The organism is Lyngbya sp. CCY1209, assembly GCF_035615495.1.
Lineage (GTDB): Bacteria > Cyanobacteriota > Cyanobacteriia > Cyanobacteriales > Microcoleaceae > Limnospira.
Map to the genome: position 1 here is coordinate 1 of NZ_JAJENU010000404.1, position 15,360 is coordinate 15,360.

Below are 15,360 nucleotides of genomic sequence, written 5' to 3' on the forward strand. Positions count from 1 at the left end.
TCAAACCCTTATAGAAAAGCCGTTTCAGTTTCCGACTCCCGACTCCCGACTGCCGAGGACCGCGCGCAGCGCTATATTTTCCGTTTTCGCAAATATCATCAAACTCTGATAATGGCTCGGGAAATACCTGTGGCGACGGGGCCAGGTTTTCGGGAAAATGAGAGCATCTTTTTTCCTCGGCCCGGAACCCTTTCCCTTGTGATGGGGAACGATATCCGACGCAGACCCGATCCCCATGCCCCCGGAAGTGGCTCGCCACTTCCATTACATCCCCTCAGTTTTCCACCAAGAATCCATCAAAGCCACCAGAGCCTTACTGTTGAGGTCGTTAACCGGCATTTGGGAATGGCCACCCCGACAATAGCTTTCAAATGTTTCCCGGCATTCCGGATGAAGATTGTTCCCATTGTCCTGAGAAACCCATTTCTCAGAAGGTTCCCATTCGGGGTGCGCCGGTGCCGCCAGAATCGCCGGTTGCCGGTAAGCTGTAACATACAACTCCTGCAAGTCGCAAATCAACGGATAACGGGGGTTGGCGGCCGTACACTGGTCGTCAAAGGCTTGACCCGCCAAATCTGCGACCCGGCCCATAAATTCCGCTTCGTCTCCCTGCCACGCTTCCCGAATGGTGGGGGGAATGTCGAGTTTTTGCTTGAGATCTTCCACCGCTTCGATCAGCTTTTCGACCTTTTCATCCGGAGTATTGCCGCCCAATTTGAGATAATCGGCGATTTCGGCGTAGCGTTGTTTGGCTTGGGGATATTCGTACTGCGGGAAAATCGCCTGTTTGAACGGGGCGTCCGTAGAATTGTAGCGGATGACGTGGGAAATCATCAGCGCATTTGCCAACCCGTGGGGCAGGTGGAAATTCGAGCCCAGTTTGTGTGCCAGGGAGTGACAAATCCCCAGGAACGCATTGGCGAACGCCATGCCGGCAATGGTGGCCGCATAATGCACCTGTTCCCGCGCTTTCGGATCTTTTGCCCCATTTTGATAGGCCGAGGGCAGGTATTTAAACAGCAATCCCAGAGCCTCCAAAGCCAGTCCGTTGGTGAATTGGGAGGCACAAATGGAGACGTAAGCTTCTAAGGCGTGAGTGACCGCATCGATGCCACCGTAGGCGGTCAATTTCTTGGGCATATTCAGGGTCAATTCCGGATCGACGATCGCCATATTGGGAGTCAAAGCGTAATCCGCCAGGGGATATTTGATGCCGGTGCGATCGTCCGTCACCACGGCAAACGGTGTCACTTCAGAACCCGTCCCGGAAGTGGTCGGAATGGCGATCATCATCGCTTTATTTCCCAGCGGTGGCAACTCGTAAACCCGCTTGCGAATATCCATAAATCGCGTCGCAACCCCTTCAAATTCGACCTCCGGATGTTCGTACATCAACCACATAATTTTCGCCGCATCCATCGGGGAACCGCCACCCATCGCGATGATGATATCGGGCTGATAACTGTTGAGAAGGGCGACCCCTTTCTTGATATTGGAAAGTTTGGGATCGGGTTCCACATCGTAGAAGATATGATGGGCAACTTCAATTTCGTCCAAAACCTCCGTCACTTCTCGAATAAATCCCATGTCGAACAGAGGTTTATCCGTGACGATAACTGCCCGTTTTTTGCCTTGCAGTTCCCGCAGTGCGACGGGCAAGCAACCCGATTTAAAGTAAACTTTCGGCGGCACCCGGAACCACAGCATATTCTCCCGGCGTTCGGCGACGGTTTTGATGTTTAACAAATGGTGCGGTTCGACGTTTTCGCTAATCGAATTACCACCCCAGCTACCGCATCCCAAGGTCATCGAAGGAGACAGGCGGAAATTGTAAAGGTCGCCGATCGCCCCCTGAGAAGATGGAGTATTAATCAAGACCCGCCCGGTCTGCAAGTGATGTTCAAAATATTGGATATGTTCGCTATTACCGGGGTGGGTGTAGAGGACAGATGTATGCCCTTTTCCTCCAAAAGCAATTAATTTTTCCGCTTTTTCAACTGCTTTCAGAAAACTGCCGGCGCGGTATAAAGCCAAAACTGGGGACAATTTTTCAAACGAAAACGGTTCGCTCTCGCCGATATTTTTCACTTCCGCAATCAGCACCTTAGTCCCTTCCGGAACTGAAATATTCGCCATCTCTGCCAGTTTTTCGACGGACTGACCCACAATTTCCGGGTTCAAGCGGCCATTTTTGAGGAGCAGTTTTCGGATGGCTTCTTTTTCTTTCTGCTTCAGAAAATAGCCCCCCCGAACGATAAATTCTTTTTTGACGCTGGCATAAACGTCTTCTTGAGCGATCGCCGCCTGTTCGGAAGCGCAGATCATCCCATTGTCAAAGGTTTTACCAATTAAAATCGAAGAAACCGCCATTTTGACATCAGCCGTCCCATCGATAACGGCGGGAGTATTTCCCGAACCGACTCCGACGCTGGGATGTCCGGACGAGTAGGCTGCCTGTACCATTCCCGGCCCGCCTGTCGCCAAAATCAGGTTGATATCGGGATGCTGCATCAATTGTTGGGACCATTCCAGGGTGGGGTTGTCAATCCATTCGATAATCCCCTCCGGCGCCCCGGCGGCTACCGCAGCATCCCGGACAATTTTGGCGGCTTCGATGGTACATTTTTTTGCCCTCGGGTGGGGAGAAAAGATAATTCCGTTGCGAGTTTTGAGCGCCAACAGCGCTTTAAAAATAGCCGTCGATGTCGGGTTGGTCGTCGGCACGATTCCCGCTAAAAGTCCCAGGGGTTCGGCAATCCGTTGCCAGCCATAGTGGGGGTCGGATTCGATGACACCGCAGGTTTTTTCGGCTTTATATTTATTGTAGATGTATTCCGAAGCAAAGTGATTCTTGATCGTCTTATCTTCGACCACTCCCATGCCGGTTTCTTCGACGGCAATTTGGGCGAGGGGAATGCGAGCTGCGTTGGCTGACAAAGCCGCTTTTTTGAAAATTTCGTCCACCTTTTTTTGGCTGTAGGTGGCGTATTTTTGTTGGGCAACTTTGACGCTTTGGATCAGATCGTCGAGATTTTTGCTTTGGATGATTTCCATTTTTTCTAACCTTTATTTGGACACAGGTATCGGGAACTTGGACGCCGGTTTTAAGCGAGAACAAGCCGACTTGAAAAAAGCGCCCTCCCTATTGACCTTTCACTTTCTCTCTCGGGTCAGATCGCCCGATTTTACGGAAAATGAAAAAAAATTTTTTGGCGTTCTATTTTTGCCCGTCGCCAATGGCGACCAAACCCCTGTCAGGCGGTAGTTCTGGCGACGTGGACTGTGGGCATCTTTCCGCCCGCCCCGGGGAAATTGATGAAGTTTTGTAAAAAAAATTCGGTCAATTTTAAAGGTTTTATCAAGGAGTGAACCCCCGATATGAAGCTTTTGTAAAGCGGCAAAAAAATCGCGTTTTTTATGCTATAATTGTTCGACTTATTGATGAGGAAAACTCGGTGGTCACGCCCCCTGTCAATATCAATGGGATAGAGAGCGATCGCCTAGACGGCGGGAAAATGGAACCCGGACTCAACCAGAGCCCGGGTTGTTTGGATTTCGGAACCATTCGGGGAATAGCTACACCTTTTGGTCAGGAATGCCGAAGACGCGGGTGTAAAAGCGGAACTCGTCTTCCAGGGCCCGCTTGATGTTCTCGGCGCGGCGGAAGCCGTGCTGTTCCTCGGCGAAGGTGACGTATTCCACCGTCAATCCTTTGGCACTGAGGGCCTCCACCATTTTCTCGGCCTGGGCGGGGGGGACGACCTTATCTTCCAACCCCTGGAAAAAGATCATCGGACAGGAGAGGCGATCGCTGTGGTGGATGGGCGATCGCTCCACATAGACATCCCGGCGCTCCGGATAGGGACCGATGAGCCCGTCCAGATAGCGGGATTCAAACTTGTGGGTATCCGTCGCCAACGCCTCCAGATCACTGACGCCGTAGTAACTCGCCCCGGCTTTGAAAACGTCGTGGAAGGTGAGGGCGCACAGGGTCGTATAACCCCCGGCACTGCCCCCCGCGATCGCCATGCGATCGCGGTCCGCCAATCCCCGTTTAGCCAGGAACTTCGCCCCATTCACGCAGTCTTCCACATCCACGATTCCCCAGTTTCCCTGAAGGCGCTGGCGGTAGTCCCGTCCGTAACCCGTCGATCCGCCGTAGTTGACATCCAACACCGCGAAACCGCGACTCGTCCAATACTGCACCTTCAAACTGAGACTGCCGTTGGTCGCCGCCGTCGGCCCGCCGTGACTTTTCACCACCAAGGGGGGTTTTTCCCCGGGGGGGGCGGTGTAATCCTTATTTTGGGGCGGGTAAAAAAAGCCGTAGGCCGTCTTGCCGTTTTCCGTGGGAAATTCCACCGGTTCGGGAACGGACAGATAGCCCGGGTCGAGGTCGATGTCGCTCGATCGCCGGATCAGGTCAATTTCGGCGCGATCGAGATCCAACCGCATCAGAGCCGGAGCCTCCGTCGCCGAGGCCGCCAGCAACAGCACGCCATCTCCCCTCACCCGCACCGACGAAAAATAAGTATAAGACAGATCGAACGATCGCAACTGTTTGGCTTCCACATTCAACGTCGCCAAAGACCAAATCCCCGACTGGGTGTAGCAGCAGCAAATCTGCCGGTCCGAAACGAAGCCGTAGGTGGACATCCCGAACACCCACTGGGGGACTCCGAACTCCGCCGGCAGGGGGAACAGCGGTTCGATGATGTTGTTGCGGATGCGGTAGAGGTTCCACCAGTTGGCGCGATCGCTGACAAAATAGAGCGTACCACCGGGCGACCACTGGGGCTCAAAAATCGACTCTTCCGGCCCCCCCGCCACCCGCCGGGGTTTCCCCAACGTCCCATCATCTCCGACGTCGGCGACATATAATTCCGTCCCGTCCCAGGGCATATTGGGGTGGTTCCAGCAAATCCAACACAGCCGCAACCCATCCGGACTCAGGTCGGGGGACGCATAAAAATCCGCGCCCTCGGCGAGAATTCTGATATCCTGGGGATCGTCGAGATTGACGCTCACCAAAGTATTGACCGGTTCGCCCTCCCCGCTGTGGTCTTCTCGGACGCAGATCAGCCGCCCCCGCCGGCGATCGATCTTCAAATCGGCGTAGCGAAACGCGCCCTCGGGGGTGACGGGTTCCGGTGACACCTGCTGCGGGTCGGCAATACCCGCGATCGCCTGCCGGTAGAGGCGCCCGTCGGCAAAATTAGAAAAATAGACGATGCCACGGTCAACGGTGTAAGCCCCCCCGCCATATTCGTGGACGCGGGTGCGGGCATTGAAAGGAGCCGGGGTGACATCTCGGGGTTCTCCCGCAGAACTCAAGCGGACGATGACGTTGCGTCCCCCTTCTGACGGTCGCCCCTCAACCCAGTAAACATCATCCCCATCCCAGGTAGGACTTCCCAAGCCGACCGCTCCTGCAACAATTAAGTCGGTGGTGATGGGGGATTGCCAGGAGCCATAGGGTGCGAGAGTTGAACTCATGATTTTGATGCTATGTCTCCGTTGGATTCCCATTATGGCGATTGTACAGAGAAGACGGAGAGATTGAAAGACATTCTCAAAAACTGACCCAAATCGAGCCGAATTTCTGGTGAGTTGTCCGGCTCCGGCTTTCTTTGGAAGCGGAGGAAGCAGCGGAAACGGGTTGAACGCCTAAACCGCTTGGGAATCAATTCCCTAGGGCGCAAGCCAGGGGCCCCGACAAGCAAAAATCATCGGTCGATGATTGGGGAATTTGTACGGATCTGACTATAAATTTGCCTCCTCCGCCTCCTCCACCCCCCTGCCCCCTCTAGCTCCGGGGACGTCCTGTTGTCCGGACTTCGTACCAACTCGGACTCGGAGAATGGCTCACCAGGGCGAAGGAACATTGAGCCATCGCCATTTTAAAATCCCCGTTAGCCATGATTTCTTGTTCGCTCATCTCAGAGAGGGCCAGGAGTTTCGAGGCGGGCAACTGGCTCAGGCGGTTCACGGTACACTGACAAAACGCCTGTCCGCGTCGCCGGTCAATATTCTGCGCCGCCACCCCAGCCAGACATCCCTCCAGATAATCGGCTCGAAATTCTTCCCGCTGTTGCGGAGTCAAAGTTGGAGACGCCCCCAGTGGCATCGCCCCCCCCGAAACTGAAAACATGAGCGCCAACAGGCACCATTTCGGCAAGGGAAATTGTCGCGTTTGCATAGCTTTGACTCCATAAAAATTGACGAAAAACTGATAACTGCCTAGCAAAATCGTCTTTTTTATCGATTTTGGCGGTGCAGAACGGTTGAGACGCCCCCCGGCGGTGTCAATCCACCGACTTCCTCACGAACTTTAGTGTTATTGTTCCCTATCGGGTGCGATCGCCGATCGCCCTGTCCCGTCTAGACTGCCGCGCCGGGGTTCGAGTTCCGCCACCTCCGAAACGGCGGGCGACGGGAATCTTCACCGGGGTCGCCTAGCGATCGCGTAAAGAGAATGTCAAAATTAAGAATTGGCGCAAAACAGCCAACCCTGGCAAATAGAGAAGATTTAGGCGAGAGGCTATTGTTTCATGGCATACGATTATGATTTGTTTGTGATTGGCGCGGGTTCCGGGGGATTGGCATCCTCGAAGCGGGCTGCATCCTACGGCGCCCGGGTGGCGATCGCGGAAAATGACCTGGTGGGGGGAACCTGCGTGATCCGGGGTTGCGTCCCCAAAAAATTGATGGTCTACGCCTCCCACTTCTCCCACCTTTACAAAGATGCGGTGGGTTACGGTTGGAGCGAAGTCGAACCCCAGTTCGACTGGTCGAAGTTGGTGACGGCCGTCGATACAGAAGTGAAGCGGTTGAGCCAACTGCACATCAGCTTTTTGGAAAAAGCCGGCGTCGAACTGATTCAAGGATACGCCAAATTCGTCGATGCCCACACGGTGGAAGTGGGCGATCGCAAGATCACCGCCGACAAGATTTTGATCGCCGTGGGGGGCAAAGCCGTCCGCCCGGACATCCCCGGCATCGAACACAGCATCATCTCCGACGATATGTTTTTGCTGCCCGAACAGCCGAAACGGTTCGCCGTCTGGGGCGGGGGCTACATTGCCGTGGAATTCGCCAGCATCCTCAACGGGTTGGGGAGCGAAGTCACGGAAATTATCCGCCGTGATCTGATCCTGCGCGGGTTCGACGAAGATATTCGCGCCAGCATCCAGGAGGGGATGGGCAATCACGGCGTCAATTTCCGCCTCAACACCACCGTCGAAAGTATCGAAAAGGTGGAGGAGGGGTTGAAAATTAACCTGAGCGGGGAAAATGCCGAGCCGCTGGTGGTGGACGCCCTGCTGTGCGCCACGGGCCGCAAGCCCAAACTCGACGGACTGATGTTGGAGAATGCCGGGGTGGAAACCATCGGGGGCGCGATCGCCGTCACCCAGGACAGCCGCACCACCCAGTCCAATATCTTCGCCGTGGGCGACTGCACCGATCGCGTCAACCTCACCCCCGTCGCGATCGCCGAGGGGCGGGCCTTCGCCGACACGGAATTCGGCCACACGCCCCAAGCCATCAGCCACGAAAATATCGCCACGGCGGTTTTCTCCCAACCCGAAGCCTGCACCGTGGGGATGACGGAAGGACAGGCCCGGGAAAAATTCGGCGACGCCGTCCGCTGCTACCGCGCCCGGTTCCGGCCCATGTTCCACAGCCTCACCGGCGCCGAGGAAAAGGTGACGATGAAGTTGATCGTCGAAAGCAACACCGATCGCGTCCTGGGCGCCCACATGGTGGGGAAAGACGCGGCGGAACTGATCCAGGGCGTCGCGATCGCGGTCACGATGGGCGCCACCAAGCGCGATTTCGACGCCACGATGGGCATCCACCCCACCAGCGGGGAAGAATTTGTCACCCTGCGCTGACAATTTTCCCCCGCCGTCAGGATCGGGCGGACTCACGACTGTAGAATTGACCGACAAGAGGGTTATCGACCCTCTTTTTTTTAGCGCCGATTGCAGCAAGCACCCGTTGACAAATAGCAATGCGCGAAGAGTGTGTTTACAGATTCGGGATTGGGGAGTCGGGGGATTGACAATCCTCACCCGTCAACTGTGTAACTACGCGGCTCGCGCAGTGCTATAAAAGCATTTGTAAAAATTGCCCGTTCGTCGCCCAATTTTTAGCTCTCAGAGGTAGATTTCATGAAATTTTGGAATGGGATCGATCACGCCTTCACCCTTCGACTCAAGCATCTCAGAACTCGTTTTTTCGCCCTCAGCCTCGGCGTTTGCCTGTTGCTCGTCGCCCTGTCCGTCGCCCTCGGTTCCCTGGAAACCCCCGCCCAATCTTTGAGTGAGAAAATCTTGGAAATGGAACGGGGCATCGAACGGGAATACGAAGACTATTTCGGCCGGGATATCGCCTCGGCGGAGCAACCCCCCGAAGCGATCGCCAAAATCCTCGCCCGCCTGGGGGAACAGACCGGAACCACCCCCGCCGTCCTCTGGGCGATCCCCCGCACCGATTATTTGCACCTGGTTTTAATTACCCCCGATGCAGAACCCATCGTCCGCGACTTGTTCGACGTACCCGAAGAATTAATTGAGAGTACGGCGCGGATTTTCCGCCAAAATGTCACCCGCCTGCGTCCGCCCTTGCAACTCGAAGCCGCCCGAAAACTCTATGAGTGGATCGTCGCACCGTTCGAGGCGGAATATTTGCAACCCGCCGGCGTCGATACCCTGTTATTTTGCCTGGGAAGTGGCCTGCGAACAACTCCGATGGTCGCCCTCCACGACGGCGAACAATTTTTAATTGAAAAGTATTCTCTGACCCGCATTCCGGCTTTTAACCTGATCGATACCGACTACAAACCCCTCCGACTCGATCGCATTTTGGCGATGGGCGCCTCGGAGTTTCAAACCCTGGAACCTTTGCCCGCCGTCCCCGTCGAACTCTCCGCGATCGCCGCAGAAAGTCAAAGCAGAACCGGCGAGTCCGGGGAATTTTTTCTCAACCGGGAATTTACCACCCAAAATCTGAAGGATAATTTAGCCGAACAATCCTTCGATATCGTCCATTGGGCGACCCATGCCGCATTTAATTCGGGCAGTCCGAAAAATTCCTACATTCAGTTTTGGGATGCCCAAATTACCCTCCACGAGATCCGCAACATTCCCTGGAATAATTCGCCGCCGGAATTGTTGGTTTTGAGTGCCTGCCAGACCGCTTTGGGGGACCCGGAGGCGGAGTTGGGATTCGCGGGTTTGGCGTTGCAGGCGGGGGTGAAATCGGCCGTGGCGAGTCTGTGGAATGTGAGCGATTTGGGGACCCTGGCCTTGATGGCGGAGTTTTACCGCCAGTTGGCGATCGCCCCCACGAAGGCCGAGGCCCTGCGACAGGCCCAAATCCACCTCCTCCGGGGCGACGTGCGGTTTGAGGGCGATCGTTTGCTGTTGGGCGATCGCGCCGTCCCCCTCCCCGAAAACCTCAAAAATTTGACCCCCAGCCGCCTCGACCATCCCTTTTATTGGGCGGGTTTCAGTCTCATCAGCAGCCCGTGGTAAAACAATTGATCATTGATAATTGATCATTGATAATGATCAATTTTGTGATAAAATTGTTGTCGAAAATGATAGCCATTTTTAAAAAATCGGCTTATTTTTTACGTCGAATTTGATTGAATTTGCATGAATTTTGTGAGGAAGTTAATCTCCCGGAAAGGCGGACTTTTCGGGTGGCGGTGGTCGTACCTGTTGCTGGCGATCGCGGCGGCTTTGTTCTTCGTCGCGGTGGGGCGAGTGCCGGCGATCGCCCAGGCGAACGCCACCGTCGTCGTCGATTTTGCCGCCCCCCAGCCCAATATCAAATCCATGAGCGGGTTTTTGTACGGCGTCGATCAAAACGAACCGCCCAGCAATCAAATCCAGCCCCTCGCCCCGAAATTTTGGCGGACTTCCCGCCTGGATTTGTACCCCCGCCTGACGGGATTCGGCGCGAGATTTCAGTTGCTATTAAGCGACACTTGGGGATATGGAAAACCGCGTGGCTGGCCCTACGACGACTACGGCAAATGGGAAGCCCACGTCCGCAATTTGGCAAAAACACACAAGGGCAAAACCATGATGTGGGATGTCTGGAACGAACCCGACCTCCGCGATCCCTTTTGGAAGGGTTCGAGGGAGCAGTTTTTTGAAACCTACAAGCGGGCCTATCGGGTTTTGCGAGAAGAATTGGGACCCGACGTGATGATCGGCGGGCCGAGTATCATGAAATACGACAAGGGCTTTTTGACGGCGTTTTTGAACTACGCCCGGTCGAATAATTTGGAAGTCAATTTTTTGTCTTGGCACGAACTCAACGACCAGGAAATCACCGCGATCGCCTCCCACGTCCAAGACGCCCGCCGCAGCTTTCAACAGAACCCCGCCTTTAGAAGCCTCAACATCAAGGAATTGCAGATCAACGAGATCGTCGGGCCCACCGCCCAGTACCGGCCCGCCGAAAATTTGGGCTTTCTCCACTACGCCGAACAGGGAGGCGCCGACGCCGCCGCCAAGGCCTGTTGGGAACCCAAAGGGGGAGGAAAAAACAATTGCTTCAACAACAGTTTGGACGGCCTGGTGCAGCCCGGTTCCTTCGCATCTCGGGCCGTCTGGTGGGTTTACAAGAGCTACGCCGACGGGGTGGGGTCGCGGGTTCGCAGCCAGACCACCAACCCGAAGGTCGTCGCCCTCGCGAGTCGCTCCAACGCCCAAAACCAAGCCCAAGTCCTGTTCGGTTACTTCGAGCAGGGGCGTTCTTCCCCCCGGGCGTCGATGACCCTGGTTCTCAAAAATCTCCGCCAACTCAATTTGGCCCAACCGGGACAACCGCTGACGTTCAGTATTTCCCGCATTCCCGACAGCGGGGAGGCGGTTGTCAAGCAGTTGACGAAACTCACCCAGGAGCAAATCGCCGTCTCTGACGAAACCGTCCGGTTGACCATCCCCAACCTCAAACTCCACGAAGCCTACTTGTTGACAATCGGTTAGCTCGGTTAGCTGAGATTCCGTTACAAAAATTAAAGAAATTGAGAATTTCAGGGCGATCGCCCTGATTTTTTTATTTTTCTGTATCCGGAGCTACCGTTGTCCGTCAAGATTTGTATCGAAACACAAAAAATTATTGAAAACCCACTTATTCTAGAAACAAGTCCCTTTGTCAACAAAAAGCGGATAAAAAGTTGAGGTTAACAAGAATGATGGATAAGTTTTTGTGTCCCTGCTGCTCCGAACCGCTTCTCATTCATATTATCGCCCATAAAAAAATTGGTTTTTGTCTGAACTGCCATCAAGAAATGCCGCTGATCGATCGCGGCGGTACGATGGTGCCGGCGAAACCGGCCGCGGCTGCGACGATAGCGATCGCAGGAGAACTTGACCGGGATCAATTATCTCGGGGAACCCTGGAAACCACGGCTGCAGGAATCTGGATTCTTGATCGGGAGAGCCAGACCGTCTTCGCCAACGCCAAAATGGCAGATCTGCTGGGCTACGTCCCGGAAGAGATGGTCGGGAAATCTTTATGGAAATTTATGGACGAGAGGCACGCGGCATTTTCGGCGATCGCCCACCAATACCACCCCCGCGATCGCGAAGAAAAATACGATCTCGGGCTCCGACACCGCTCCGGAAAACCGATTTGGGTGACGCTTTCCGTCCGCCCCCTGTTCGACCAAAAAAACCAGTTTGAAGGCAACCTCTGCATCGCCGTCGATCGCACGCCCCTCAAGTTGATGGAAGACACCCTCAAACGACAGTCGCAACGGGAGAAAGCCGTCGATCGCCTCACCCAAACCATCAGAAGCTCCCTCAATTTGGAGCGCATTTTTACGACAGCCGTCTCCGAACTCGGAACCATTTTTGACGCAGAGTCGGTGCAAATCGTCCAGTATATTTCCGAAGGAAAATTATGGTTGAATCGAGCCGAATATCGCCGCGCCCCCGACGGGTTAGCCGGGAAAACCACCTGCAATTCCGGCAAAACCTACAGCAAGCAACTGGACTCCGAATTGCCCTCAGTCCTGCGATCGCTGCCCCAAGTCCGCCCCAGTTCCCCGGACGAAACCAGCATTTCCGAATTCTTACGAACCTGTCCGGGGGGCTGGATGCCCGTCCCCCTCTACAGCCGCGATCTCCTGTGGGGAAGTCTGAGTCTAGTGATGCGTGACCCGGCATATAATTGGCACGAGTCCGATCTCAAGCTCATCCACAGTTTCGCCAACCAACTCTCCATCGCCATCTACCAGGCAGAACTCTACGAACAGTTGGAGGAAGCCAACCGCAAACTCCAGCAATTGGCGGCGACCGATGCCCTCACCCGACTAATGAGCCGCCACGGCTTCGACGATTATCTCGGCCGGGAGTGGGAGCGGGCGATCGCGGAGCAGGCCCCCCTGTCCTTGATTTTGTCTCGCATGGAAGGCTGGCACGATTACCGGGAACGGGAGGGCGATCGCACGGCCGACGACTGCCTGCGGGAAATCGCCAAAATTATCCGACAAACCGTCACCCACCCCAAAGGTTTGGTCGCCCGCTACGGAGACATCGAATTCGCCGTCTTGTTGCCCCAAACCAACGCCCGCTGGGCCGTGCGGCTCGTCGATACCATCCAGGAACAGGTGGGGCAGTTCCTCCCCCAACTGAGCCTCCCCGCCCTGTCTTCCCAGCGGTTGCTGAGTTTCGGCGTCGCCAGTGCCATGCCGGAGGTGGGATCTTCGGCCCAAAATCTGATCGTCGCGGCGGAACAGGCCCTCGATCGCGGGGCGTCCCGATTCAGTCGGTGTCTGCTGTCCCAACAAGAATGTCAATGATTTAAATTTCCCGGACCGACGAAATGGGTCGGCGATGATGCGGAATTGGCCGGTGTGGACGCCGGGACGATCGCCTCGGATGACTTCAGCGCGTCCCGGTTCTCAAGTCGGCTGATTCTCAGTTTAAAATGCGATCGCCCCTCCAATTTCAATCGCGGGGAGCGATCGCGTTTATAATCCAGCCATGCCATCCGATTGTTTTACCTATCTTTACCTGCACGGATTCGCCTCGGGTCCCAAATCCGCCAAAGCTCAATACCTGCGCGATCGCTTTTCCGAATGCGCGATCGCCTTAAATATTCCCGACCTCAACCAAGGCGATTTTTTGAATTTGACATTGACCCGCCAAATCCGGCAAGTCGAGGCGGAATTTTTCGCCCCTCCCCGACGGGCGATCGCGATCGGTTCGAGTTTTGGCGGTCTGACGGCGACTTGGCTGGCTCAACGGCAAGCCAGCATTGAAAAATTGGTGCTGCTGGCTCCAGCCTTCGATTTTCTTTCCCACCTGTTACCCCACCTAGGCCGGACACAACTGCAACAGTGGCAAAACGATGGGACTCTCTCCGTTTATCATTACGGCTACGGACAAGAAACCCCATTAAAATACAACTTTATCAAAGATTTGACCCATTATGACGATGGAAAATTGGGGCGATTCATTCCCACCCTGATCTTACACGGAACCCAAGATGAAGTCATCCCCATCCAGAGTAGCCGGGATTTCGCCCGCGATCGCCCCGGGGTGGAACTGGTGGAACTCGAAGACGACCACAGTTTGGGTAACGTTCTGCCGGACATCTGGGAACAGGTCAAAAGGTTTTTGGAATTGTAGCGATCGCCAGAACAGTTCGGAGATAATCTCCCATAAAAGCTCACAGTCCATTTAAAATATTTCCAATTATCCGACTTGCCATGTCTACAACGATCGCCCTTATCGCCCACGAAAGTCAGCGGGAGCCGCTGGTTCAGTTCATCCAAGACCACCAGATCGCCCTCTCTCGCTACCAGTTCGTCGCCCCGGAAAGAACCGCCCAATACCTCCTGCAGGGCACCGGGCTCGAAGTCGAGGTACTCTCCTCCTTCCAACGGGGGGGCGACCTGGAACTGGCTGCCCGCATCCTGCAAGGCGACGAAATCGCCGCCTTAATTTTCCTGCTCGACCCCGGCCTTCCCCTGCAGGCCCCGGAAATTCAAACCCTGATCCGGGCTTGCAACCTCCACAACGTCCCCTTCGCCACCAACCTGGCGACCGCCACAGCCCTGTTGAGCGGCCTCACCCGCCACCGGACCGCCCACCTCATCTTCAACCCCGTTTCCGGGACCGGCAATCCCCAGCAGGATTTGGTGCTGATCCGGCAATTGTTGGAACCCCATATCCACCTGAAAGTTTGCTTCACCACCCCCGATGTGGGAGCCGAACAACTGGCGAGACAGGCCATCGAGGCGGAACCTGACCTGGTGATCGCCTCCGGGGGAGACGGGACGGTTTCGGCGGTGGCGGGGGCGGTGATCGGCACCGACGTTCCCCTGGCTGTGATTCCCCGGGGGACGGCGAATGCCTTTTGTATGGCCCTCGGCATTCCCGGCACCATTCGCGGTGCGTGCAATACCATCATCGCCGGGGTGACGCGCATCGTGGACGCCGCCCGCTGCAACGATCATCCCATGATCCTGCTGGCCGGTATCGGCTACGAGGCGGAAACCATCAGCAAAGCCGATCGCGAAACGAAACAGCGTTGGGGACCCCTGGCTTACGTCATGGCGGGACTGCAACAGCTCGACGAGCAGACGTTATTTGAAACGGAAATCGAGATCGACGGAACCACCAGCCGCGTCCGGTCCGGCGCCGTCACCGTCGCCAACGCCGCCCCCCCGACTTCGATCCTCGCCCAGGGGTTGGGACAGGTGATCCCCGACGACGGCCAGTTGGAAGTGATGATGTTTGTTTCCACCCAAAATCAAAAGTTGAACAAAATGCGGGCGATCGCGGGTATGGTGGAACTGTTCGGGTCGGCTTTGCTCAAAACCGGAACCCAGCGGGACAACATGATCGGGCTGCGGGCGAGGCGGGTGAAAATCAAAACCGAACCCGCCCAAAAAGTGGTTTTGGACGGCGAAATTATCGGCACGACTCCTTTGGAAATCGAATGCATTCCCAAGGGCTTGAAAATCATCGCTCCGGCCACCCTTCCCAACCTCGCATCCCCGGAAGATATGGAAGACGAAAGCGAACAACTCATGGGTTCGAGCAATGGGTAATAGAGCCAAAATGCAGACTTGGTAAATTCGGCACTTCCGCCATTGCGCCTCTTTGAGCCGAGTCCACGCTTGCGTGGACTGTCGCTATGAGCCTTGAAATTCATTTCAAGGCGGGTGAACTCGGAGACAGCGATCTGACTATTCAACCGGATTCGATCTCACTTTTTACTTTTCCTACTCCCCGCGCACAGCGCTATCATTCCACTCCCCCTGAAAGGTAAATCCCGCCCAATAATAGGGGGAATTGTACTCCGAACTCGCCAACATTTCCAACT

Annotated in this window: 10 protein-coding genes; 6 read left to right on the forward strand and 4 right to left on the reverse strand. The window is 55.4% G+C overall.

Annotated features, from left to right (window positions below; genetic code table 11):
- Positions 1-264: 264 nt before the first annotated feature.
- From adhE to LKE08_RS12000, 3 genes are all read right to left on the reverse strand, one after another.
- Positions 265-3,054 (reverse strand): bifunctional acetaldehyde-CoA/alcohol dehydrogenase, encoded by a 2,790-nt coding sequence (adhE, locus tag LKE08_RS11990; protein ID WP_324704464.1) that lies wholly within the window; start codon positions 3,052-3,054, stop codon positions 265-267.
- Between the two features lie 522 nt (positions 3,055-3,576).
- Positions 3,577-5,496 carry a S9 family peptidase gene (locus LKE08_RS11995; protein ID WP_324704465.1) on the reverse strand — a complete coding sequence of 640 codons (1,920 nt, stop codon included), beginning with the start codon at positions 5,494-5,496 and terminating at the stop codon, positions 3,577-3,579.
- A gap of 310 nt (positions 5,497-5,806) precedes the next feature.
- Entirely contained in the window at positions 5,807-6,199 is a 393-nt protein-coding gene (locus tag LKE08_RS12000) for a hypothetical protein (RefSeq protein WP_324704466.1), read from the reverse strand.
- A 352-nt stretch (positions 6,200-6,551) separates the two neighbouring features.
- Here LKE08_RS12000 and gor point away from each other — a divergent pair, with 352 nt between their 5' ends.
- The 4 genes from gor to LKE08_RS12020 all read left to right on the forward strand — a co-directional run bounded on the left by gor (position 6,552) and on the right by LKE08_RS12020 (position 12,826).
- Entirely contained in the window at positions 6,552-7,895 is a 1,344-nt protein-coding gene (gene gor / locus LKE08_RS12005; protein WP_324704467.1) for a glutathione-disulfide reductase, read from the forward strand.
- A 279-nt stretch (positions 7,896-8,174) separates the two neighbouring features.
- A complete protein-coding gene (locus tag LKE08_RS12010) occupies positions 8,175-9,539 on the forward strand; it encodes a CHAT domain-containing protein (RefSeq protein WP_324704468.1) in 1,365 nt (454 codons plus the stop codon).
- Between the two features lie 123 nt (positions 9,540-9,662).
- A complete protein-coding gene (locus tag LKE08_RS12015; protein ID WP_324704469.1) occupies positions 9,663-11,006 on the forward strand; it encodes a beta-xylosidase in 1,344 nt (447 codons plus the stop codon).
- Positions 11,007-11,212: 206 nt separating this feature from the next.
- Complete coding sequence (locus tag LKE08_RS12020; protein ID WP_324704470.1) at positions 11,213-12,826, forward strand: diguanylate cyclase domain-containing protein; 1,614 nt, start codon at positions 11,213-11,215, stop codon at positions 12,824-12,826.
- On the opposite strand, the gene LKE08_RS12025 is transcribed toward LKE08_RS12020, so the two are convergent.
- On the reverse strand, positions 12,820-13,017 hold the full coding sequence (locus tag LKE08_RS12025) for a hypothetical protein (RefSeq protein ID WP_324704471.1): 198 nt from the start codon (positions 13,015-13,017) through the stop codon (positions 12,820-12,822). The two genes, LKE08_RS12020 and LKE08_RS12025, sit on opposite strands and share 7 nt — an antisense overlap.
- Here LKE08_RS12025 and LKE08_RS12030 point away from each other — a divergent pair.
- Both LKE08_RS12030 and LKE08_RS12035 read left to right on the forward strand, forming a co-directional pair.
- The gene (locus LKE08_RS12030) at positions 13,011-13,658 is read left to right on the forward strand and encodes a YqiA/YcfP family alpha/beta fold hydrolase (protein ID WP_324704472.1); all 648 of its coding nucleotides are present in this window, start codon (positions 13,011-13,013) and stop codon (positions 13,656-13,658) included. The genes LKE08_RS12025 and LKE08_RS12030 overlap by 7 nt on opposite strands.
- A gap of 80 nt (positions 13,659-13,738) precedes the next feature.
- On the forward strand, positions 13,739-15,085 hold the full coding sequence (locus LKE08_RS12035; RefSeq protein ID WP_324704473.1) for a methylglyoxal synthase: 1,347 nt from the start codon (positions 13,739-13,741) through the stop codon (positions 15,083-15,085).
- Positions 15,086-15,360: the final 275 nt, after the last annotated feature.